This window comes from Pseudomonas marginalis (assembly GCF_024169655.1).
Lineage (GTDB): Bacteria > Pseudomonadota > Gammaproteobacteria > Pseudomonadales > Pseudomonadaceae > Aquipseudomonas > Aquipseudomonas paraveronii.
Window position 1 is genome coordinate 2215044 of record NZ_JALJWV010000001.1, and the last position, 20101, is coordinate 2235144.

At 60.4% G+C, this 20101-nt stretch carries 17 protein-coding genes and 2 pseudogenes; 8 read left to right on the forward strand and 11 right to left on the reverse strand.

What is annotated here, in order from left to right:
- Nucleotides 1–21 precede the first annotated feature (21 nt).
- Nucleotides 22–1521 carry a CoA-acylating methylmalonate-semialdehyde dehydrogenase gene (locus tag J2Y83_RS09955; RefSeq protein ID WP_253394853.1) on the forward strand — a complete coding sequence of 500 codons (1500 nt, stop codon included), beginning with the start codon at nucleotides 22–24 and terminating at the stop codon, nucleotides 1519–1521.
- A gap of 420 nt (nucleotides 1522–1941) precedes the next feature.
- Here the strand turns inward: J2Y83_RS09955 and J2Y83_RS09960 are convergent, their stop codons facing one another.
- A complete protein-coding gene (locus J2Y83_RS09960; RefSeq protein ID WP_102719507.1) occupies nucleotides 1942–2250 on the reverse strand; it encodes a DUF6124 family protein in 309 nt (102 codons plus the stop codon).
- A 467-nt stretch (nucleotides 2251–2717) separates the two neighbouring features.
- Here J2Y83_RS09960 and J2Y83_RS09965 point away from each other — a divergent pair, with 467 nt between their 5' ends.
- From J2Y83_RS09965 to J2Y83_RS09975, 3 genes are read left to right on the forward strand one after another with little or no spacing between them, the layout of a single operon-like run.
- On the forward strand, nucleotides 2718–3665 hold the full coding sequence (locus tag J2Y83_RS09965) for a TauD/TfdA family dioxygenase (protein WP_253394855.1): 948 nt from the start codon (nucleotides 2718–2720) through the stop codon (nucleotides 3663–3665).
- Between the two features lie 55 nt (nucleotides 3666–3720).
- The gene (locus J2Y83_RS09970) at nucleotides 3721–4569 is read left to right on the forward strand and encodes an EamA family transporter (protein ID WP_017847904.1); all 849 of its coding nucleotides are present in this window, start codon (nucleotides 3721–3723) and stop codon (nucleotides 4567–4569) included.
- Nucleotides 4569–5492 carry a LysR substrate-binding domain-containing protein gene (locus tag J2Y83_RS09975; protein WP_017847903.1) on the forward strand — a complete coding sequence of 308 codons (924 nt, stop codon included), beginning with the start codon at nucleotides 4569–4571 and terminating at the stop codon, nucleotides 5490–5492. Before J2Y83_RS09970 ends, J2Y83_RS09975 begins: the two co-directional genes overlap by 1 nt.
- Before the next feature lie 186 nt (nucleotides 5493–5678).
- Here J2Y83_RS09975 and J2Y83_RS09980 read toward each other — a convergent pair whose 3' ends face one another.
- The 4 genes from J2Y83_RS09980 to xylA all read right to left on the reverse strand — a co-directional run bounded on the left by J2Y83_RS09980 (nucleotide 5679) and on the right by xylA (nucleotide 10912).
- The gene (locus J2Y83_RS09980) at nucleotides 5679–6815 is read right to left on the reverse strand and encodes a sugar ABC transporter permease (protein WP_253394857.1); all 1137 of its coding nucleotides are present in this window, start codon (nucleotides 6813–6815) and stop codon (nucleotides 5679–5681) included.
- Nucleotides 6816–8360 (reverse strand): D-xylose ABC transporter ATP-binding protein, encoded by a 1545-nt coding sequence (gene xylG / locus J2Y83_RS09985; protein WP_253394859.1) that lies wholly within the window; start codon nucleotides 8358–8360, stop codon nucleotides 6816–6818. It abuts the gene before it with no gap.
- Between the two features lie 135 nt (nucleotides 8361–8495).
- Nucleotides 8496–9494, reverse strand: coding sequence for a D-xylose ABC transporter substrate-binding protein (xylF, locus tag J2Y83_RS09990; RefSeq protein WP_253394861.1), 999 nt, complete (start codon nucleotides 9492–9494; stop codon nucleotides 8496–8498).
- Between the two features lie 101 nt (nucleotides 9495–9595).
- A complete protein-coding gene (gene xylA / locus J2Y83_RS09995; protein ID WP_253394863.1) occupies nucleotides 9596–10912 on the reverse strand; it encodes a xylose isomerase in 1317 nt (438 codons plus the stop codon).
- A gap of 139 nt (nucleotides 10913–11051) precedes the next feature.
- Here xylA and J2Y83_RS10000 point away from each other — a divergent pair, with 139 nt between their 5' ends.
- From J2Y83_RS10000 to J2Y83_RS10010, 3 genes are all read left to right on the forward strand, one after another.
- Nucleotides 11052–12239, forward strand: a complete 1188-nt coding sequence (locus tag J2Y83_RS10000; protein ID WP_253394864.1) for a XylR family transcriptional regulator — start codon at nucleotides 11052–11054, stop codon at nucleotides 12237–12239.
- An 88-nt stretch (nucleotides 12240–12327) separates the two neighbouring features.
- Nucleotides 12328–12606 (forward strand): hypothetical protein, encoded by a 279-nt coding sequence (locus J2Y83_RS10005; protein WP_253394865.1) that lies wholly within the window; start codon nucleotides 12328–12330, stop codon nucleotides 12604–12606.
- Nucleotides 12593–13324: a zeta toxin family protein gene (locus tag J2Y83_RS10010; protein WP_253400366.1), complete on the forward strand. Its 732-nt coding sequence runs from the start codon at nucleotides 12593–12595 to the stop codon at nucleotides 13322–13324. Before J2Y83_RS10005 ends, J2Y83_RS10010 begins: the two co-directional genes overlap by 14 nt.
- Nucleotides 13325–13345: 21 nt before the next feature.
- On the opposite strand, the gene J2Y83_RS10015 is transcribed toward J2Y83_RS10010, so the two are convergent.
- The 3 genes from J2Y83_RS10015 to J2Y83_RS10025 form a co-directional block, all read right to left on the reverse strand.
- Nucleotides 13346–14623 (reverse strand): carbohydrate porin, encoded by a 1278-nt coding sequence (locus J2Y83_RS10015; RefSeq protein WP_253394866.1) that lies wholly within the window; start codon nucleotides 14621–14623, stop codon nucleotides 13346–13348.
- A 57-nt stretch (nucleotides 14624–14680) separates the two neighbouring features.
- Nucleotides 14681–17089 carry a glucose/quinate/shikimate family membrane-bound PQQ-dependent dehydrogenase gene (locus J2Y83_RS10020; protein ID WP_253394867.1) on the reverse strand — a complete coding sequence of 803 codons (2409 nt, stop codon included), beginning with the start codon at nucleotides 17087–17089 and terminating at the stop codon, nucleotides 14681–14683.
- Nucleotides 17090–17253: 164 nt separating this feature from the next.
- Nucleotides 17254–18297 (reverse strand): LLM class flavin-dependent oxidoreductase, encoded by a 1044-nt coding sequence (locus J2Y83_RS10025; protein WP_253394868.1) that lies wholly within the window; start codon nucleotides 18295–18297, stop codon nucleotides 17254–17256.
- Between the two features lie 188 nt (nucleotides 18298–18485).
- On the opposite strand from J2Y83_RS10025, the gene J2Y83_RS10030 reads away from it, so the two are divergent.
- Complete coding sequence (locus J2Y83_RS10030) at nucleotides 18486–18764, forward strand: hypothetical protein (RefSeq protein WP_253400462.1); 279 nt, start codon at nucleotides 18486–18488, stop codon at nucleotides 18762–18764.
- 10 nt (nucleotides 18765–18774) lie between these two features.
- Here J2Y83_RS10030 and J2Y83_RS10035 read toward each other — a convergent pair.
- The 3 genes and pseudogenes from J2Y83_RS10035 to J2Y83_RS10050 all read right to left on the reverse strand — a co-directional run.
- A pseudogene (locus J2Y83_RS10035) lies at nucleotides 18775–18849 on the reverse strand (flavin reductase family protein); the annotation flags it as partial.
- Nucleotides 18850–19009: 160 nt separating this feature from the next.
- Nucleotides 19010–19084 (reverse strand): annotated as a pseudogene (locus J2Y83_RS10040) (flavin reductase family protein); the annotation flags it as partial.
- Between the two features lie 381 nt (nucleotides 19085–19465).
- Nucleotides 19466–19951: a flavin reductase family protein gene (locus J2Y83_RS10050; protein ID WP_253394869.1), complete on the reverse strand. Its 486-nt coding sequence runs from the start codon at nucleotides 19949–19951 to the stop codon at nucleotides 19466–19468.
- Between the last annotated feature and the right edge of the window lie 150 nt (nucleotides 19952–20101).

A 20101-nucleotide genomic window follows, 5' to 3' on the forward strand; every position in this document is an offset into this window, starting at 1 on the left:
ACCCACCAGGGATCGACTGCCATGACTACAACCCTCGAGCACTACATCAACGACCAACGCGTGAGCCGCGATGATCGCTATCAGGACGTCTACAACCCGGCCACCGGCGCCGTGACCGGGCGCGTCGCCCTGGCCAGCCGCCAGACCGTCGGCGAAGCCGTCGCCGCCGCGCAAGCCGCCTTCGCCGACTGGGCCGACACCCCGCCGATCCGCCGCGCCCGCGTCTTGTTCCAATACCTGCACCTGCTGCGCGAACGCAAGGACGACCTGGCGCGCATCATCGTCGCCGAACACGGCAAGGTGTTTACCGATGCCCAGGGCGAAGTCGACCGTGGCATCGACATCCTCGAGTTCGCGTGTGGCATTCCCAACCTGCTCAAGGGCGAACATTCCGATCAGGTCTCGCGTGGCATGGACAACTGGACGATGCGCCAGCCCCTGGGTGTAGTCGCTGGCGTCACGCCGTTCAACTTCCCGGTGATGGTGCCGATGTGGATGTACCCGATCGCCATCGCGGCGGGCAACACCTTCATCCTCAAGCCCAGCCCGACCGACCCGAGCGCCGCGCTGTTCATGGCCGAACTGCTGCGTGAAGCCGGTCTGCCCAAAGGCGTGTTCAACGTGGTGCAGGGTGACAAGGAAGCGGTGGACGCGCTGATCGAGCACCCGGACGTCAAGGCCGTGAGCTTTGTCGGTTCCACGCCGATCGCCCAATACATCTACGAAACCGGCGCACGCCACGGCAAGCGCGTCCAAGGCCTGGGCGGCGCGAAAAACCACATGGTGGTGATGCCCGACGCCGACATCGAACGCACCGTCGACGCGCTGATGGGCGCGGCCTACGGCAGTGCCGGCGAACGCTGCATGGCGATCTCGGTGGCGGTGCTGGTGGGCGATGTCGGTGACAAAGTCATCGCCGCCCTGACCGAACGGGCCAAGACATTGCGCATCACCGACGGCCGCGACCTCAAGGCCGAAATGGGCCCGATCGTCTCGCGCGCCGCACTGGAACGCATCAGCGGCTACATCGAACAAGGCGTCCAGGCCGGCGCGCAGCTGCTGCTCGACGGGCGCGATTACGTGCCGACCGAACCCGGCCTGGAACACGGCTTCTGGCTTGGCGCGACCTTGTTCGACCACGTGACTCAGGAGATGAGCATCTACCGCGAAGAAATCTTCGGCCCGGTGCTGGCCTGTGTCCGGGTGAATGACTTTGCCGAGGCCGTAAAGCTGGTCAACGACCACGAATTCGGCAACGGCGTCAGTTGCTTCACCCGCGACGGCAACATCGCCCGCGAATTCGCGCGGCGTATCGAAGTGGGCATGGTCGGCATCAACGTACCGATCCCGGTGCCGATGGCCTGGCACGGCTTTGGCGGCTGGAAGAAAAGCCTGTTCGGCGACATGCATGCCTACGGCACTGAGGGGGTGCGCTTCTACACCAAGCAGAAGTCGATCATGCAGCGTTGGTCGGAGAGCATTGAGCAAGGCGCGGAGTTTGCGATGCCTGTCTCCAAGTAAGGTCTTACAAACACTGCAGGACCTCATGTGGGAGGGGGCTTGCCCCCGATGGCGGAGTGGCAGTCAACAACGACTTGGCTGACCCGCCGCCATCGGGGGCAAGCCCCCTCCCACAGAGGTTATGCGGTGTCGGTGAGAATGGGGTTTATCGGCGACCTGCCCGCGTACTCACATTCACCCACACCGCCAGCACCAACATGCTGCCATTCACGATCATCTGCCAGTAACTGTGGATACATGACCAAATGCCACTTACCCCGCCGATCAATCGGTGGAATACGGTCAATGTGGGAGGGGCGGTGCGACGGTTCGACTTGCCCCCGATGGCGGAGTGTCAGTCGACAACGACTTGGCTGACCTGCCGCCATCGGGAGCAAGTCGAACCGTCGCACCGCCCCTCCCACATTTTTTTGTCCGTGGTCAGGCAGTGGTCTTCGTGGGCCTGAGGCACTCGATGGAGCGGTCAACCGTGGTCTTGGCGATTTCCAGCAAATGCCACACCGCGAGGATCTTCGCCCGCTCCGGTTTCTCCAGCAGCTCCCCGCAATCCAGCGCCGTCGCCGAAGCGCTGTCCAGCAAACTGGCGGTGTAGAGCAGGGCGTCTTCGAAGCTCAGGTCTTCGTTGACGGCGTGGAAACCTTGGGTGGGCAGGTAATGGTCGATGGCGCGGTTGAAGGCGGCGCGGTCTTTGGTGGGATCGATGGGTGGGTCGGGTAGGGCTTTGTTCATGGTGTAACTCCGAATTTTGAGTAAGGAGCCGAACCGGTCGCGACTAAACGAAGGTGGCGGCTGTACGCAGGTTAGTCGACCGGCCAAAATCGGAAACTCCGGCGCACCCAAAGGCGCCCTGCGCACAGCCACCATAAACTGCATGGACCATTGCGCCGAATTTGGAATCCGGGCGACTAAACCCGATCACTGATTTGGCAGTGACGGACCGCAGACTAGCCATCGATTCCAACAGGCACAAGGCGGCGCAGATTGTCTAGGAAACGTCCTGCAATTTAAAGCGACCCGGCTTGCTGGCCCTTTAAAAACCATGACCAAATGCCACTAACGAACACGTGATGGTTTCTATCTGTAGGAAAGATCTGCCATGACGGAACTTGATGGCAGCGCTGACGACTTTTCGCTTTTTCAGGGTGTAGTGGGCCGAGTTAAATATCGACGCCAACTAACCTCCGTAAAGGATTGCGATGAACATAAACGTCAGTAATTTTCGCCAAACAGTATCTAAGATCAGGCTCTCAAACGCAGCATTTGAAGAGTTGCTGAGTGCCAGCGCGATGTTGGGTGCAGAAACCAAAACCGGTCGATTCGATATAAAACACGCTTGCATTGATCCGTTTTATTCGCAGTCCCTTGGCGAGGCGTTGCGCAATATACGAAACATTATTGAACATGAAAGTCATGTCTTGATCCTTGATGGATTTAGGACGGATAACCTTGCAAGTTTCAAATCACTGGTGTGGGCATTTGGATCTTTGCTTGGTACGCCAATGGTGCAAAATCATCTTGGTCATAAGGTTATTGAGGTTTACGACCGAGGCGGTAAAAGCATTGAAGAGGGTGCGAGGTACCATCAGACCCGTCAGGGCGCCTACGTACATAACGATGGCGTCAGCGACCCTCTCCCTATCGACTATTTGATTCTGGCTTGTGGACAGAAAGCGCTTCTGGGAGGCGAGAGCATTCTTATTGATGCAAGCGCGGTATATGCGGAGCTGATGGCATTTCCGGAAGTTCTCGAGGAGCTTAAATGCGATTTCTATTTTGAAAATAGAGGCATGTCAGAGGACGAGTGCCTATTTAAAGCGCCCATCCTGAGTTTTTCCAATGAAGGTATTCCCTTGATAAGGTACTTTCGCGTCTACATTGAATCGGCTCACCTTAAAGCGAAAATGCCGTTGACGTTGGCGCAGGTTCAAGCATTGGATTTTCTGGATACAGTTCTCGATCAATCATCTGTTCAGCATCGTGTATTGCTTGAGCCTGGTCAGGTGCTTATTTCCGCGGACAACAAGTTTCTCCATACCCGAACGCATTTCATCGATATGCATTCTCCACGCTCGGAAATTGATGATGCCGAGCCTTTAAACGCCTTGAATCGCTACATGTTGCGGATGTGGTTACGCAAGCAATGATGCCCATGTCACGCATGGCGCGCGACCTTTATACCCACTCAAAAGCCGAGCCCTCATGGACAACGCCAACATAGCCATCACCCTGGTCTTGATCTCCGCCTTCATGCACGCCACTTGGAATGCCGTTGTCCGTGCCGGCAGCAGCCGTTTCATGACCTTGGCCATGGTCGATGGCACCGCATTAGTGATCTGCCTGGCGGCGCTGCCGTTGGTCAACGTACCGAGCCTGGAGGTGTGGGGCTATGTGCTGATTTCTGTGATGCTCAATACGGTCTATCGATTGTTCCTAATCAAGGCTTATGAAACAGGCGACTTCGGCCAGGTCTACCCGGTGATGCGTGGCGTGCCGCCGGTGTTGGTTGCGGTGTTTTCCTACTTCCTTTTGCATGAACAGCTGTCGTTCCCGTCGATGGCGGGAGTGCTGCTGATTTGCGCGGGGATCATCAGCCTGACGTTTGTGCGCAGGATGACCGCGCAGATGTTCAAACCAATTCTGATGGCCGTGTGTGCGGGGGTGTTCATCGCGTCCTACACGGTGGTGGATGCCAAAGGTGTAAGAGCCAGTGAGACGGTGCTGCAGTACATCATCTACCTCACGCTGTTCCAGAGCATTCCGATTCCGATGCTGGCGTTTTTCAAGACGCGATCAGCACTCACCCAGGCTGTGCGCGACCACTGGCGGGTAGGTGCAATGGGCGGTGTTTTTTACTTGGCGTCCTACGGTTTGGTCCTGTTTGCGCTGTCGCTGGACGCAGTGGCCAAGGTCTCAGCCCTGCGGGAAACCAGTGTTATTATCGGCGCCATCATTGCTGCGCTGTTCTTCCGGGAGCAGTTCGGCTGGCGACGGATGCTTTCGGCATTCGTCATTGTCTGTGGGATCATCCTGATCAAAGTGAGCACCTGATGGCCCAGCGCCCGCCACCCACTCCCATGCTTCAAGCCTTCGTCAGCGCCGCGCAAACGGGCAGTTTTGCGCGTGCTGCGTTCGAGTTGAACCTCACCGCCAGTGCCATCAGCCATCAAATTGCGGGCCTGGAAGAATGGTGGGGGGTGCAGTTGTTCGAGCGGCATTCGCGGGGGGTCAAACTCACGACAGCGGGGCAGGCCTTGTTGCCAGTGACCGATGGTTTTTTCAAAGAACTGGATACGGTGCTGCATTCGCTCAACCCGAGTAGATCCCAGCCACTTTACCTTTCATGCACCTCCTCTCTTTGTGCAACCTGGCTGATTCCCAGAATGCATGGTGCTCACGCCGAAGCGGCATTCAACCTTGATCTGGTGTTGACCAGCGCGGACATAAGCAGCGCTAGCTTAAGTGCTCACCCGTTCGATGTCGCGGTGGTGATGGGGTATGGCGACTACCCGGATCATCATGCCGAACTGCTGATGCGCGATGCGGTGTTCCCTGTGTGCTCGCCGGAATTCAAACGTGTGAATGGTGATATTGCGCTGGAGGAAATAGCGCGGTACCCGCTGATTCATCGCGTCGACGATCAGGTATGCCCAGGGTGGGAGAGCTGGTTTGCATTTCAAGGGCTAGAGGCACCGCCGTATCACCATGGGCCGCGCTTTCCAGATTCCAGCCTGGCCATCAGTTTGGCAGTGAAAGGCGGTGGGATTGCGCTGGGCAGGACGGCACTGGTGTATGACCAATTGAAAGACGGTGAATTGGTTGCGTTGGAGGCCCCCTTAATGATGTCGCCTGCTGCGTACTACATCATTTGTCGAAACGGACGACAATCAGAGCCCGATATCGCCCGTTTGCTTGATTGGCTCAAGGCCCAAGCGCATCAGTTTATGGGGGAGGTGCAGCGTTCCGGTAAATGACTCACCGGCGACCTGCCCGCGTACTCGCATCCACCCACACCGCCGCTCAAACAATGGAATGCGGTCAATGTGGGAGGGGCGGTGCGACGGTTCGACTTGCTCCCGATGGCGGTGGTTCAGGCACTCATGCAGTGACTGACCCACCGCCATCGGGGGCAAGCCCCCTCCCACATGGGAGAGTGGGGCTCACCGCCGACCCGCCCGCGTACTCACATCCACCCACACCGCCAGCACCAGAATGCTGCCTTTCACAATCATCTGCCAGTAACTGTCCACATCCAGCATCGACATCCCATTATCCAGGCTGGTAATCACCAACGCCCCGAGCAGCGCGCCATACACCGTGCCCGAGCCGCCGCGCATGGAGGTGCCGCCGATAAAGCACGCGGCGATGGCGTCGAGTTCGCCCATGTTGCCCGCCGACGGTGAACCGGCGGCGAGGCGTGCGGTGTTGACCAGGCCGGCGAGGGCGCACATTACGCCCATGATGCCGAAGATCCACAGTTTCACCGCCTGCACGTTGATGCCCGACAGGCGCGTGGCTTCCATGTTGCTGCCCACCGCATACACGCGGCGGCCGAAGACGGTCTGGCTGGTGACGTAGCTGAACACGCCGAGCAGCACCAGCAATAGCAGCACCGGCACCGGGATGCCGTCGTAGCTGTTGAGCGTGGTGACGAACCCGGCCAGCACCGCGCCGATCACCCCCACGCGCAGTACGTCGCGCACCAACGAATGCGCGGCCAGCCCGTGCAGTGCGCGGTTGCGCCGTTGTTTCCAGGTCAAGAACAGCGTCAGGGCCAACAGCAAAACCCCGAGGCCGATGCCCACCGCATGCGGCAAATACCCCTGGCCCACATACACCAGCGACGGCGACACCGGCGCGATGGTGGTGCCGCCGGTGATGCCCAGCAGAATCCCGCGAAACGCCAGCATGCCGCCCAGGCCGACGATAAACGACGGGATGCGCAGGTAAGCGGTCATGTAGCCGTTGGCCAAACCGATCATCAACCCGCACAACGCCACCAGGCTGAGGTTGGCCAGCAGCGGCAGGTGATAGACCACGTCCAGGATCGCCGCGAGCCCGCCCAACAGCCCGAGCATCGAGCCCACCGACAAATCGATCTCGCCGCTGATGATCACCAGCACCATGCCGCACGCCAGAATCCCGGTGATCGACATCTGCCGCAGCAGGTTGGACAGGTTGCGCGGCGTGAGGAAGCCGCCTTCGGTCTGCCAACTGAAAAACAGCCAGATGAACGCCACGGCGATCACCAGGGCGAGCATTTTGTAGCGGGTAAACAGCTGTTTGAGCTGATTCATCTAAGCGGTCTTCCGATCATTATTATTTTGGCTGAGCGCGGCGGCGAGGACCTGTTCCTGGGTGAGCCCTGCATTGATGAAATCCCCACGCAACTGGCCGTCGCCGATCACCAGCACGCGGTTGGACACGCCGAGCACTTCGGCCAGTTCCGAGGAGACCATGATGATCGCCACGCCTTCGGCCGCCAGCGCGCCCATCAGTTTGTAGATCTCATACTTGGCGCCCACATCCACCCCGCGCGTGGGCTCGTCGAGGATCAGCACCTTGGGCTTGGCCATGAGCATTTTTGCGAGTACGGCCTTTTGCTGATTGCCGCCGGACAGGCTGGTGATCGGCAAAAACGGGCTGGCGGTCTTCAGGTGCATGCGCGCGATCTGCCGGTCGATGCTGCCCAGTTCGGCTTCGGCGTCGATGCGCGTCAGGTGCGCGTAGGTGTCGAGTACCGCCAGGGTGATGTTCTGGCCCACGCCCAGGTCGGGAATGATGCCCTGGCGCTTGCGGTCCTCGGGCACCATGCACAGCCCGGCGCGGATCGATTTGAGCGGCGTGCGCGTGTCGATCCGTTGGCCGTCCAGCCACACCTCGGCGCTGTAGCGGCCCGGGTAGGCGCCGAACAGTGCCGACACCAACTCGGTACGCCCGGCGCCGACCAGCCCGGCAATGCCAAGGATTTCCCCGCGTTTGAGCACGAAGGAAATATCGTCGACGCGTTTGCGCTTGGGGTTGTCGACGTCGTAGCAGGTGACGTGGCGTGCTTCGAACATCACCTCGCCGATCTCATGGGGCTCGGTGGGGTAGAGGTTGCTCATTTCGCGCCCGACCATCTGCGTGATGATCCGGGGGATATCCATGTCGGCCATGGCCGTGGTCGCGATGTGCTTGCCGTCGCGGATCACGGTGATGGTGTCGCACACCGCTGCCACTTCATCGAGCTTGTGGGAGATGTACACGCAGGCCACGCCCTTGGCCTTGAGCCCTTTGATGATGTCCAGCAGCACCTCGATTTCCGAGCGGGTCAGGGCCGAGGAGGGCTCGTCGAGGATCAGCAGGCGCGCCTGTTTATTCAGGGCCTTGGCGATTTCCACCAGTTGCTGGTAGCCGCCGCCATACTGCGACACCGGCAGCGCGACGTTCATGTCCGGCACCTTCAGCTCGCGCATCAACGCTTCGGCGCGGTGCAGCATCGCCGGGTAGTTCATGCGCCCGCCGGGCAGGGTCAGCTCGTGGCCCATGAAGATGTTCTCGGCTACCGACAGGTCCGGCACCAGGGTCAGTTCCTGGTGAATGATGACGATGCCGGCGGCCTCGGTTTCGCTGATGGACTGGGCCTTGAGCGGCTGGCCGTCCCAGAGGATTTCGCCGTCCCAGGTGCCATGGGGATAAACCGCCGACAGCACCTTCATCAAGGTGGATTTGCCGGCACCGTTCTCGCCGCACAGGCCGACACATTCCCCCGGCCGCACCTTGATATCGATGCCATTGAGCGCGTTGACACCGCCAAAACTTTTGACGATGCCGTTCATTTGCAGCAGGTAGTGCGACATGGCGATGGCTCACACAAAAGGCCGAAGAAACGCGGGTTCCTGTAGGAGCGAGCTTGCTCGCGAAGAACCCGAGGACCCCGCGTTCATCCTGAATGCCCGCGTCATCGTTGACGTTTTTCGCGGGCAAGCCCGCTCCTACAGGCCGATCTGCTCTTTGGTGTAGAACCCGTCCTTCTCCAACAGGTCGATATTGGCCTTGGTCAGCGGAGTCGGGGTGAGCAGGATGGTGTCGACTTTCTTGCTGCCGTTGTCGTATTGCGAGCTGTAGGTGGGCTTTTCATTGCGTGCAAGCTGCACCGAGAGCTTGGCGGCTTCGGTGGCGATCAGCTTGAGCGGCTTGTACACGGTCATGGTCTGGGTGCCGTCGATCACGCGCTTGACGGCGGCGAGGTCGGCGTCCTGCCCGGAGATCGGCACCTTGCCCGCCAGCTTCTGCGCGGCCAGGGCCTGGATCGCACCGCCGGCGGTGGCGTCGTTGGAGGCGACGATGGCGTCGATCTTATTGTCGTTCCGGGTCAGGGCGTTTTCGACGATGCTCAGGGCTTCGGTCGGGTTCCATTCCTTGACCCACTGCTGGCCGACAATCTTGATGTCGCCCTTGTCGATGGCCGGTTGCAGCACCTTCATCTGGCCTTCGCGCAGCACCTTGGCGTTGTTGTCGGTGGGCGCGCCGCCGAGCAGGAAGTAGTTGCCCTTGGGCGCCGCCTGCAGCACGCCATTGGCCTGCATCTCGCCGACCTTTTCGTTATCGAAGGAGATATAGGCGTCGATGTCGGCGTTGAGGATCAGACGGTCATAGGACACCACCTTGATCCCGGCCTTCTTGGCTTCGGCGACGGCGTTGGTCAGCACGGTGGCGTTGAACGGCACGATCACGATCACATCGACGCCGCGTGAAATCAGGTTTTCGATCTGGGATATCTGCTTTTGCTCGTTGGCATCGGCTGACTGCACGAAGACCTTGGCGTCGAGTTTTTCCGCCGCCGCGACGAAGTAGTCACGGTCGCGGGACCAGCGTTCCAGGCGCAGGTCGTCGATGGAAAAACCGATTTTCGGATGCGCGGAATCGGCCATCACCGGCAGGGCGAGCAGGGCCAGGGCGCTGGCGAGCAGCGTGCGTTTGAATGATTTCATGGTGGTGCGTCCTTTTATTGTTGTTGGAAAGACACAGCGTGATGCGGATAGAACTGTAGAGCGTCCCTCGACGCTCGGTGCGCAGATTTGTCGCGCAAATGTCACCGATAGATAAACCGATTGACCACGCCTTCGAGCATCTCCTGCCGGCCACTGACGGCCTGCGGGTTGAACTCGTGGGCAAACGCGTGTTCGGCCAGGGACTCAAGGCTGAACTCACCCGCCAGGACCGCCTGGCCCAACGGCTGCTGCCAACCGGCATAGCGCTGGTCCTTGAACTGCTGCAACCGATCGTTCTGCACCATTGCCGCCGCGCGTTCCAGTGCCAGGGCGAGTACATCCATGGCGGCGACGTGGCCGTGGAACAGGTCGATCTCGTCCAGGCTCTGGCGGCGCACCTTGGAGTCGAAGTTGTAGCCGCCGTTCTTGAAGCCGCCGGCCTTGAGGATTTCATAGGTCGCGAGGGTCATTTCCTCGACGCTGTTGGGGAACTGGTCGGTGTCCCAGCCGTTCTGCGGGTCGCCACGGTTGGCGTCGATGCTGCCGAAGATCCCCAGGGACACGGCGGTGGCGATCTCATGATGAAAGCTGTGCCCGGCCAGGGTCGCGTGGTTGGCCTCGATATTCACCTTGATCTCGTGTTCCAGGCCGTATTCATGCAGGAAGCCGAACACGGTGGCGCTGTCGTAATCGTATTGGTGCTTGGTCGGCTCCTGGGGCTTGGGTTCGATCAGCAGGTCGCCCTTGAACCCGATCTTGTGCTTGTGCTCCACCACCATGCGCATAAAGCGCCCGAGCTGTTCGCGCTCGCGCTTGAGGTCGGTATTGAGCAGGGTTTCATAACCTTCACGGCCGCCCCACAGCACGTAATTGGCACCCTTGAGCCGCAGGGTTGCGTTCATCGCGCTGAACACCTGGGCAGCGGCGTAGGCAAACACCTGCGGGTCCGGGTTGCTCGCGGCACCGGCGGCAAAACGCGGGTTGCTGAAGCAGTTGGCGGTGCCCCACAACAGCTTGATACCGGTCTGTTCCTGATGGCGCTCCAGGTGGTCGACCATCTGCGCAAAGTGGTTGCGGTACTCCTTGAGCGAACTGCCTTCCGGCGCAACGTCGGTGTCGTGAAAACTGTAGTAGTCGATGCCCAGCTTGGAGAAAAACTCAAAGGCCGCGTCAGCCTTGCCGATGGCCACGTCCATCGGCTCGCCGCTGCGCTGCCACGGGCGCTTGAAGGTGCCCATGCCAAACATATCGGCGCCGGGCCAGACGAAGGTGTGCCAATAACACGCAGCCATGCGCAGGTGCTCGCGCATCGGTTTGCCGAGGATCAGCTTGTTGGCGTCGTAGTGACGAAAGGCGAGGGAGGCATCGCTGCTGGGGCCTTCGAAGCGAACCTTCTCGACACCGGGGAAGTACGGCATGGCGTTTTCCTTATTGTTCTTGGCGGTGTCTGGATACTAGCAACGGCACCTGGCCCGCTGATTATGAAAATCACCAAGGTGTAGTGCGATTTTGAGTGGTGGGGGCTAGTCTGTTGCCACTGGCCTCAGGACAAAAACAATGAAAACCCTACCGCCCGTCCACCGCATCGCCCTGTTGTTCAACGGCAGCAAAATCTACGACCGTGGCATCATCACCGGCATCGGCAATTACTTGAGCAGCACCCGCGCGTCCTGGGATTTGTTCCTCGAGGAGGATTTCCTCTGTCGCTTGCGCGGTATCGAGCGCTGGCAGGGCGACGGGATCATTGCCGACTTTGACGACCCGCTGATCGGCGAGGCGCTGGCCGACATTAAGTTGCCGGTGGTGGCGGTGGGCGGTTCCTATGAGGATGCGTGTGCCTACCCCGAGGGCATTCCCTATGTGGCCACCGACAACCATGCGCTGATGAAGCTGGCGTATGAACACCTGATCGAAGCCGGGCTGACCCGGTTTGCCTGTTTCAGCCTGCCGCCAGCCCAGGCCAATCGTTGGGCCCAAGAGCGCGAAAAGGCCTTCAAGCATCTGCTGCAACGCGACGGCTTGCCGGTGGAGGTGTATCGCGGCCTGGGCACCAGTGCGCCGTTGTGGGACAGCGCGGTGGAGCAGCAGATCGCCTGGCTGCACAGCCTGCCCAAACCCATCGGTATCATCGCCGTCACTGACGCCCGCGCCCGGCAACTGCTGCAAGCCTGCCTGACTGCCGGTATCGCCGTGCCGGAGGAAGTCGCGTTGATCGGCATCGACAACGACCCGCTGACCCGCACCCTCACGCGGGTGCCGCTGAGTTCGGTGATCCAGGGCACGGAAACCATGGGCCGCACGGCCGCCGCGTTGTTGCATCAGATGCTGCACGGCAAACCCTGCACCGGCACACAGATCCTGGTACCGCCGGAGGCAATCAATGTGCAGGCCTCCAGCTTGCATCAGCCGTTGGGCAATCCGTATGTGATGCAGGCGCTGCTGTTTATCCGCCAGTACGCCTGCCAGGGCATCAAGACCGCGCAGGTCGCGGCGTATGTCGGCGTGTCGCGCTCATCCCTGGAAGCGCACTTTCGCAAGGAGCGCGGGTGCAGCGTGCATGACGAGATCCTGCGCTTCAAACTCGCCGCCGCCGCCAAGGGCCTGGAAAACCATGGCCTGGCAATTGCCGATGTGGCGCAGCAGTGCGGCTTCAAGTCGGCGCAGTACCTGCACACGGTGTTTCGCCGTGAATTTGGCTGTACGCCGCGCGAATACCAGCAAGGCGCTTACGCCCAGGCTTGCTAAGGTCGATGCACGGCCCTTTTTAAAGGGTGGCGTCGGAGCTATCATCCAGCCCAGAGGTGCAACAGTGCAGCTTGCCGGGAGAATCTCTATGAAACAAGAAGCGAAGAAGGTTTCAGACCGCGAAATAGAGGCATTGGAACTTTTGGTTCCAAGCCAAGCGAGTAAAGCCACTCACTCCGCGTATTTTCGAGCACTGTCGGTTAGTCAGCGAGGTGTTCTATGCATTGAAGCCGGGAATTTGGTCCGCGTCGCGCAGGACGGCAGCAAAATCATCGTGGAGAAAGCCAAACCACGTCGCAAAGTTACGGTGGATGAAGTGATCACCGTGCGTAAGGTCGACAGGCATGCGGCAGGTGGTTGTGCCTAGACTTCGTGTATTTGCTGGTCCTAACGGCTCAGGTAAAAGCACGATCAAAGGTGAATTGGACCCTGCTTTAATCAAGACGTATGTGAACGCTGACGAGCTGGAAAAAGAGGCCAAAGCCAGTGGCTTCGTCGATCTTTCGCCGTTTGATATCGAAGTTGCACTGCCTGAACTGCTCGCGTTCCATACCGAGCACCATCTGCTCGTTAAAAAGGGGTTGATGGGCCAGGCTGAAAAGCTAGGCCTGCAAGGTTCTAAGGTTGACTATCGAAATGTCCAGATCGACTCGTATTTTGCGTCGGTGATCGCTGACTTCATTCGGCAGCGTTTGCTGGAAAAAGGTGTGAGCTTCACATTTGAAACGGTGATGTCTCATCCCAGCAAGGTTGAGTTCATGCAGGACGCGCAGACTCGCGGGTATCGGACCTACCTCTATTTTGTTTCAACGGAAAACTCAGACATCAACATTGACCGTGTGGAAATCCGCGTTCGGGAAGGTGGTCATGGGGTTGAGCCTGAGAGAGTGCGTGAGCGATATATAAAATCGTTGAAACTGCTACCGCAGGCGGTTGCCGCGAGTGATCGAGCCTACATCTTCGATAACTCCGGTGACAGTTCCGTGCTGCTGGCGGAAATTACTGGCGGAACCCGACTCCAGTACCGCACAGAAGATGTTTCAGATTGGTTCTTCCGATCATACGTCGATGAAGTGGGTTCCTGACACGCGCCGGTCCAGCCTTATTCAGAACACCGCCTTGACCTGCAAGCCCAGCACCAGTGCGTTGTCGATGTCCTTACCGGAAAACGCCCCAGGCGCGAGGATGTATTGCACATCCGGGCGCAGGTTCAGCCATGGCGTGGCCTGGTAGCCGTAACTGAGTTCGATCAATTGTTCGGCGTTGTCGAGGTTGGGGTAGCTGGTACCGGCGTTGAAGGCGGCCAGCTCCTGCACATCGCGGCTGCGCGGGTTTGGCACGGCGCGGCCATAACCCAGGGCGAGGGTGTCGCGTGGCCGGCCTTCGAACGGTTTGTACAGCACGACGCCCGCGCCATACCACTTGGTGAACGGCGAGGCCGCTTCGCTGGCGGCGGAGTATTGGCCGAAGGCGTGCAGCACGCGACCTGCCGACGCGCTGGACGCCCAGACTGCCTGGTCGATCAGCAGGTAGTGACCGCCGCGTCCGCTGACCTTCTCAGTGCTGCCGATGCGTTTCACATCGGAGCTGTCGTAGTAATAGCCCAACTTGTATTCACCCGGCAGCGTGCCGGCCGGTTTGTACACCAACTCAATCGGTACCACAGTGCCGGTGGTGTGCTTGGGGCTCAGCTTCCAGGCGCGGCTGGAGTTGCCATTACTCTCCGGGTCCACGTTGAACGCGGCCACGCGCAGTTGCCAGGACGGCGAAAAGTCGTATTTCACCCGTGCGCCCAGGCGGGCATTCGGGTAGTTGGTCCAGCCGCTGCCGCCGGACATGTTCAGCGGGTGCCCGCAGAAACCGGCGTTCATGAAATTGCATAGGATGCCGCTGTCCAAGCCTCCCAGGTCGTTGCCCATCGCCATATAACCGAGCTTGAGGTTCAACGCCGGGGTGAACAGCGTGCGCTCGTAGCTCAACTCGGTCAGGCGGGTGTAGAGGCCGCCGTAGTTTTCCTGGATCGGCAGGCGGTTGCCTACCAGGTCCTCGGAAGCGCTGTTGCCGCGTCGGTCGTTGATGGTCAGTTGGATGCGGTCGCCGTTGTTCAAGCCGTACAACTTGCCCAAGTCGAACTGCACGCCCAGCTTGATGTTTTGCGAGTAGCGTGCCGAACGGTGTAGGCCGCCGTGGGCGTTGTACGCGGTTTCGCCGCTGTAGTCGCCGGTGAAGCGAACGCCTTGCTCGTCGAGTTCACGGCGCAGGCCGCCCCAGTCGCCGGTCAGGGTGGTGTCATCGGCTTGGGCGGGCAGGACAGCACCAAACGCCAGGCCCAGCAGCAGGCGCCCAACGAGGTTGTTGGGTAAAAAGTGAGAAGCAGGAGGCATGCGTGGTCTTCCAGAAACACAACGCGCGGTACGGGGGCACCGCGCGAAAGGGCAGGGTTATGGCAGGGCGTAGGCGATCACAGAGTCGCCACGGTCGGTGGACTGGCGCGCACCGCCGGCAGTGATCACGACGTACTGTTTGCCGGTTTTCGGCGACACGTAGGTCATCGGGCCGCCTTGGCTGCCGACGGGCAGGCGGGCCTTCCAGATTTCGTCACCGTTGCCGCTGTTGAAGGCGCGCAGGTAGAAGTCCTGGGTGCCGGCGATAAAGATCAGGCCGCCCTGGGTCGACAGCGTGCCGCCGAGGGTCGGCAGGCCGATCTTGATCGGCAGGTGCATGCGGATGCCCAGGGGGCCGGTGTCTTCCACGGTGCCGACCGGCACTTGCCAGGCGATTTTCTGGGTCTTCATGTCGATGGCGGTGAGGGTGCCGAATGGCGGCGCCTGGCACGGGATGCCGGCCACCGACAGGAAGCGGTTTTTATTCACCGCATACGGCGTGCCCTTGAGTGGCACCGCGCCCATGCCGGTGTTCAGCGCTTCGCCACCGGACGTGGCCTGGGCCTTGTTCTGCGATGGGATCATCTGAATCCACAGGCCCAGGCGCATGTCGTTGACGAAGATAAAACCGTGTACCGGGTCGGTGGAAATACTGCCCCAGTTCATGCCGCCCAGGGAGCCGGGGAAGCTCAGCGATTTGTCGGTACCCGGCGCGGTGTACAGGCCGTCGTAGCGCATGCCTTTGAAGTCGATGCGGCACAGCAACTGGTCATAGGGCGTGGCGCCCCACATGTCCGACTCGGTCAGGGTCTGCGCGCCGATCTGCGGCATGCCCAGGGATTTGGGCTGGGTTGGCGAGTACGGTTCGTTGGGGATATTCGCCGCCTTGACCGGCACTTCCTGCACGTCGGTCAGCGGCTTGCCGGTGGCGCGGTCGAGCACATAGATCTGCCCGGCCTTGGTGCCGATCACCACCGCCGGTACGGCTTTGTCGCTGCCCGGCGGGGTGAAGTCGATCAGGCTCGGTTGCATCGGCAGGTCGAAGTCCCACAGGTCATTGTGGACGGTCTGGTACACCCACTTTTCAGCACCGGTGGAGGCGTCCAGCGCCAGCACGGAAGCCCCGTATTTGTGGTTCAGCTGGGTGCGTTCCACACCGTAGATATCGGTGGACGAGCTGCCCATTGGCAGGAACACGGTGTTCATCAGTGGGTCATAGGACATCGGCGCCCAACTGTTGGGCGTGCTGCGCACATAGGTGCTGCCTGCTGCCGGCGCTTGTTTGTCGTCCGGATTGCCCGGGTCGAAGGCCCAGCGCATTTGCCCGCTGATCACATCGAAGCCACGGATCACGCCACCGGGCATGTCGGTCTGCACGTTGTCGGCCACGCGGCCACCGACCACCACGGTGGTGCCGGCGATCAACGGCGCCGAGGACAATTGGTAATAACTGTCGGGCACATCGCCCAGGCCGGCCTTGAGATCCACCTGGCCGTGGGTGCCGAAGTCTTCGCAGAATTTACCGGTGTCGGCATCCACGGCGATCAGGCGCGCATCGATGGTGTTGGTCAGCAAGCGACGCTGGCACTGCGCACCGGCTGCCACGCTGGCGGCGATGATCGGCGAGCTGTTCGGCTGGGTCGGCTGTGCGATCGGCGCGCTGGCATCGAAATACGCCATGCCTCGGCAACGCTGCCATACCGCCGACTTGGCGTTTATTGCGTTCTTCCACAGCTCTTTGCCGGTGTCGGCGTCCAGGGCGATCAGGTTGTTGTGCGGCGTGCAGATAAACACTTTGTTGCCGATCTGCAGGGGCGTCAGTTGGTCTTCGGCACCATTGCCGTCGCTGATGGCCACGTCGCCGGTGTGGTAGGTCCACGCCACTTTGAGTTTGTCGATGTTGTCGCGATTGATCTGGTCCAGCGCGGCAAAACGGCTGCCCCCTTCGGTGTTGCCGTAGTGGGCCCAGTCTTTCTGTGCATCGGCTGCGGCCACTGGCGTGATGCCAGGGCCTTTACCTGTCGGCGCTACGCTTGGGTGAGCCACGAACATATTGCCCGCCGCGACCGCCACGCCCACCGCCAGGACGGCGGCGATGCCATAAGCAGCGCGCGCAGGTCGGCCGGCCAGCAGCGGATACACCAGCGCCACCACCAGGCCGACCACCGCGAACATGAACAGCCGCGAAAACAGCGGCCAGAACACCAGCCCCACCTCCGCCACCGCCCAGATCGCGGTGCCCACCAGGAACGCCGCAAACAACCACGCGCCAGCGGTTTTGCACTGGGCAATCAACAGCCCGGAAACGGCCATGACCACGCCGCCGATCAGGAAGTACCAGGAGCCGCCCAGGCTGACCAGCTTGAAGCCGCCAACGGCTAGCGCGAGGCCGAGCAGGGCGATGATCACGCCCAGGCCCAGGAGGAGGAATCTAGAGGCGCCAGTGGCGCGCGATGCTCGTTTCATGTCGACAGGACTCGAGTGGGAGGGGCAAAACGCGATTTTAGCAAGATAAGTAACTGGTTAGTACATTTGGCTCGGTAATAGACTCTTCCCTGTAGGGTGATGATAGCCGGGCGCAAAAAAGCCGCTTGCTCCGTGAAGAGGCAAGCGGCTTGGTTATTCAGCGATCAACGAAACGCTGGCACGACCTGCTCGATAAACAGCGCCAAGGACTTTTTCTTCTCGGCATGGGGCAGGCTGTTGTCGCACCAGAAGCTGAACTCATCCACGCCCAGCTCCTGGTAGTACTGGATACGCGGGATGATTTCTTCGGCGGTGCCGATCATGGCGGTCTTGTGCAGGCTGTCCAGCTCGAACTCCGGGCGGCCGGCGAATTTCTCTTCCGGGCTCGGCGCCAGGAAACCGTTGACCGGCACCTCCTTGTTGCCGAACCAGGCATCGAAGGTGCGATAGAACTTGGAGATCGCCTTGGCCCCGACTTTCCAGCCTTGCGGGTCGTCGGCGGCGTGTACGTGGGTGTGGCGCAGCACCATCAATTGCGGGCGCGGCACGCCGGGGTTGTTGTCGAGGGCGGTCTGGAATTTGTTTTTCAGGTCCAGGACTTCTTCGTCGCCCTTCATCAGCGGCGTGACCATCACGTTGCAGCCGTTGGCCACCGCGAAATTGTGGGAGTCCGGATCGCGGGCGGCGATCCACATCGGCGGGTGGGGTTTCTGCACGGGTTTGGGCACGCTGGTGGAGGTGGGGAATTTCCAGATATCGCCGTCGTGGGCATAGTCGCCTTGCCACAACGCGCGCACCACCGGGACCATTTCGCGCAGCGCCTGGCCGCCGCTGGAAGCGGGCATGCCGCCGGCCATGCGGTCGAACTCGACCTGGTAGGCGCCGCGGGCCAGGCCGACTTCCATGCGGCCGTTGCTGATCACGTCGAGCAAGGCGCATTCACCCGCCACCCGCAGCGGGTGCCAGAACGGCGCGATGATGGTGCCGGCGCCCAGGTGAATGGTGGTGGTCTTGGCCGCGAGGTAAGCCAGCAACGGCATCGGGCTTGGCGAGATGGTGTATTCCATGGCGTGGTGCTCGCCAATCCATACGGTGCTGAAGCCACCGGCTTCGGCCATCAGGGTCAATTCGGTCAAGTCTTCGAACAACTGGCGGTGGCTGATGCTCTCGTCCCAACGTTCCATGTGTACGAACAGGGAAAACTTCATGACGCTTACCTCGGATCTATTGTGATCGGCCTGTCGACCACGGGCCCTTAAGTGCTCTCACCGTTGTAACGCTTGCCTTGGATAACGGCTGTTCGGCGGATTGATTGTTGGTATACCATAATATGGAATATCCACAAAGCTTTTCTCTCCAACGGTTACACCCTCACCTCACAAGGAAGGTGAGCCCGATGAACATAAAACAAAAACTGATCCTGGCCTTTGCGGTGATTGCCAGCCTACCGGTGATTCTGGTGGCTGTGCTGATCATCCTCAACGTGCATGAGGTTCTTCACCGAGCCGACCATGATCGCGTGGTCGCTCACGCCACTGGAGCGGGGCGGACACCCCGCAATCAAACTGTGGGAGGGGGCTTGCCCCCGATAGCGGTGGGTCAGTTACAGATAAGCTGGCTGTTCCTCCGCCATCGGGGGCAAGCCCCCTCCCACAAAATTTTGTGTGTGGCTTAGGCTGGCATGGGCAATACACCAGTGGCCCGGCGTTCTGCTGGGGCACGATGAGGTTCTTCACCGAGCCGACCATGATCGCTTGGTCACTCACTCCACTGGGATGGGGCTGACACCCCGCAATCAAACTGTGGGAGGGGGCTTGCCCCCGATAGCGGTGGGTCAGCTACAGATAAGCTGGCTGTTCCTCCGCCATCGGGGGCAAGTCCCCTCCCACAAAGTTTTGCGTGTGGCTTAGGCCTGCATGGGCAATACACCAGTGGCCCGGCGTTCTGCCGGGGCACGATGAGGTTCTTCACCGAGCCGACCATGATCGCTTGGTCACTCACTCCACTGGGACGGGGCTGACACCCTGCAATCAAACTGTGGGAGGGGGCTTGCCCCCGATAGCGGTGGGTCAGCTACAGATAAGCTGGCTGTTCCTCCGCCATCGGGGGCAAGCCCCCTCCCACAAAGTTTTGTGTGTGGCTTAGGCTGGCATGGGCAATACACCAGTGGCCCGGCGTTCTGCCGGGGCACGATGAGGTTCTTCACCGAGCCGACCATGATCGCGTGCTCGCTCACGCCACTGGAGCGGGGCTGACACCCCGCAACCAAACTGTGGGAGGGGGCTTGCCCCCGATAGCGGTGGGTCAGCTACAGATAAGCTGGCTGTTCCTCCGCCATCGGGGGCAAGCCCCCTCCCACAAAATTTTGTGTGTGGCCTAGGCCGGCATGGGCAGGGCGCCCATCTTGCCGTGGCAATACACCAGTGGCCCGGCGTTCTGCTGGGGCACGATGAGGTTCTTCACCGAGCCGACCATGATCGCGTGGTCACCGCCTTCATACTCGCGCCACAACTCGCATTCGATCACCGCCGTGGCATTCGCCAGGATCGGGTTGCCCAGCTCGCTGAGCGTCCACTCGATGCCTTGGGCCTTGTCTTTGCCCTTGCGCGCAAAGGCATAGGCTTCGGTTTGCTGCCCGCCGGAGAGCACATGGATGGCAAAGCGTTTGTTCTTGATCAACACCGGGTACGAGTCGGAGCTGTAGTTGGGGCAGAACAGCACCAGCGCCGGGTCCATCGACAATGAACTGAACGCGCTGGCGGTCAGCCCGACGATTTGCCCGTCGTCATCGAGCGTGGTGATCACGGTGACCCCGGACGGAAACGAACCCATCACTTGTTTGTAGAGAGCGGCATCGATCATGGGACGGTCCTCGGCGGTAGAGCGGTTTTTATAGGTTTGTAAGTATGATGGTATACCGTAATACAAAGCATGCAACTGCTTTTTCAAGCGCCCGATGAACGTCAGTTCTTGGTCTTTTAACCAATAAATGCTGGGGTAAAGGTGAGAGAT

Excerpts from the sequence above, each read along its gene's own strand:
- J2Y83_RS09970 (WP_017847904.1), top strand. The coding sequence starts at position 3,721 with ATGGACAACGCCAACATAGCCATCACCCTGGTCTTGATCTCCGCCTTC.
- J2Y83_RS09975 (WP_017847903.1), top strand. The coding sequence starts at position 4,569 with ATGGCCCAGCGCCCGCCACCCACTCCCATGCTTCAAGCCTTCGTCAGC.
- xylA (WP_253394863.1), bottom strand. The coding sequence starts at position 10,912 with ATGCCGTACTTCCCCGGTGTCGAGAAGGTTCGCTTCGAAGGCCCCAGC.
- J2Y83_RS10020 (WP_253394867.1), bottom strand. The coding sequence starts at position 17,089 with ATGAAACGAGCATCGCGCGCCACTGGCGCCTCTAGATTCCTCCTCCTG.
- J2Y83_RS10005 (WP_253394865.1), top strand. The coding sequence starts at position 12,328 with ATGAAACAAGAAGCGAAGAAGGTTTCAGACCGCGAAATAGAGGCATTG.
- xylF (WP_253394861.1), bottom strand. The coding sequence starts at position 9,494 with ATGAAATCATTCAAACGCACGCTGCTCGCCAGCGCCCTGGCCCTGCTC.
- J2Y83_RS10000 (WP_253394864.1), top strand. The coding sequence starts at position 11,052 with ATGAAAACCCTACCGCCCGTCCACCGCATCGCCCTGTTGTTCAACGGC.
- J2Y83_RS09960 (WP_102719507.1), bottom strand. The coding sequence starts at position 2,250 with ATGAACAAAGCCCTACCCGACCCACCCATCGATCCCACCAAAGACCGC.
- J2Y83_RS09965 (WP_253394855.1), top strand. The coding sequence starts at position 2,718 with ATGAACATAAACGTCAGTAATTTTCGCCAAACAGTATCTAAGATCAGG.
- J2Y83_RS10015 (WP_253394866.1), bottom strand. The coding sequence starts at position 14,623 with ATGCCTCCTGCTTCTCACTTTTTACCCAACAACCTCGTTGGGCGCCTG.
- J2Y83_RS10050 (WP_253394869.1), bottom strand. The coding sequence starts at position 19,951 with ATGATCGATGCCGCTCTCTACAAACAAGTGATGGGTTCGTTTCCGTCC.
- J2Y83_RS10025 (WP_253394868.1), bottom strand. The coding sequence starts at position 18,297 with ATGAAGTTTTCCCTGTTCGTACACATGGAACGTTGGGACGAGAGCATC.
- J2Y83_RS09980 (WP_253394857.1), bottom strand. The coding sequence starts at position 6,815 with ATGAATCAGCTCAAACAGCTGTTTACCCGCTACAAAATGCTCGCCCTG.
- xylG (WP_253394859.1), bottom strand. The coding sequence starts at position 8,360 with ATGTCGCACTACCTGCTGCAAATGAACGGCATCGTCAAAAGTTTTGGC.
- J2Y83_RS10030 (WP_253400462.1), top strand. The coding sequence starts at position 18,486 with ATGAACATAAAACAAAAACTGATCCTGGCCTTTGCGGTGATTGCCAGC.
- J2Y83_RS09955 (WP_253394853.1), top strand. The coding sequence starts at position 22 with ATGACTACAACCCTCGAGCACTACATCAACGACCAACGCGTGAGCCGC.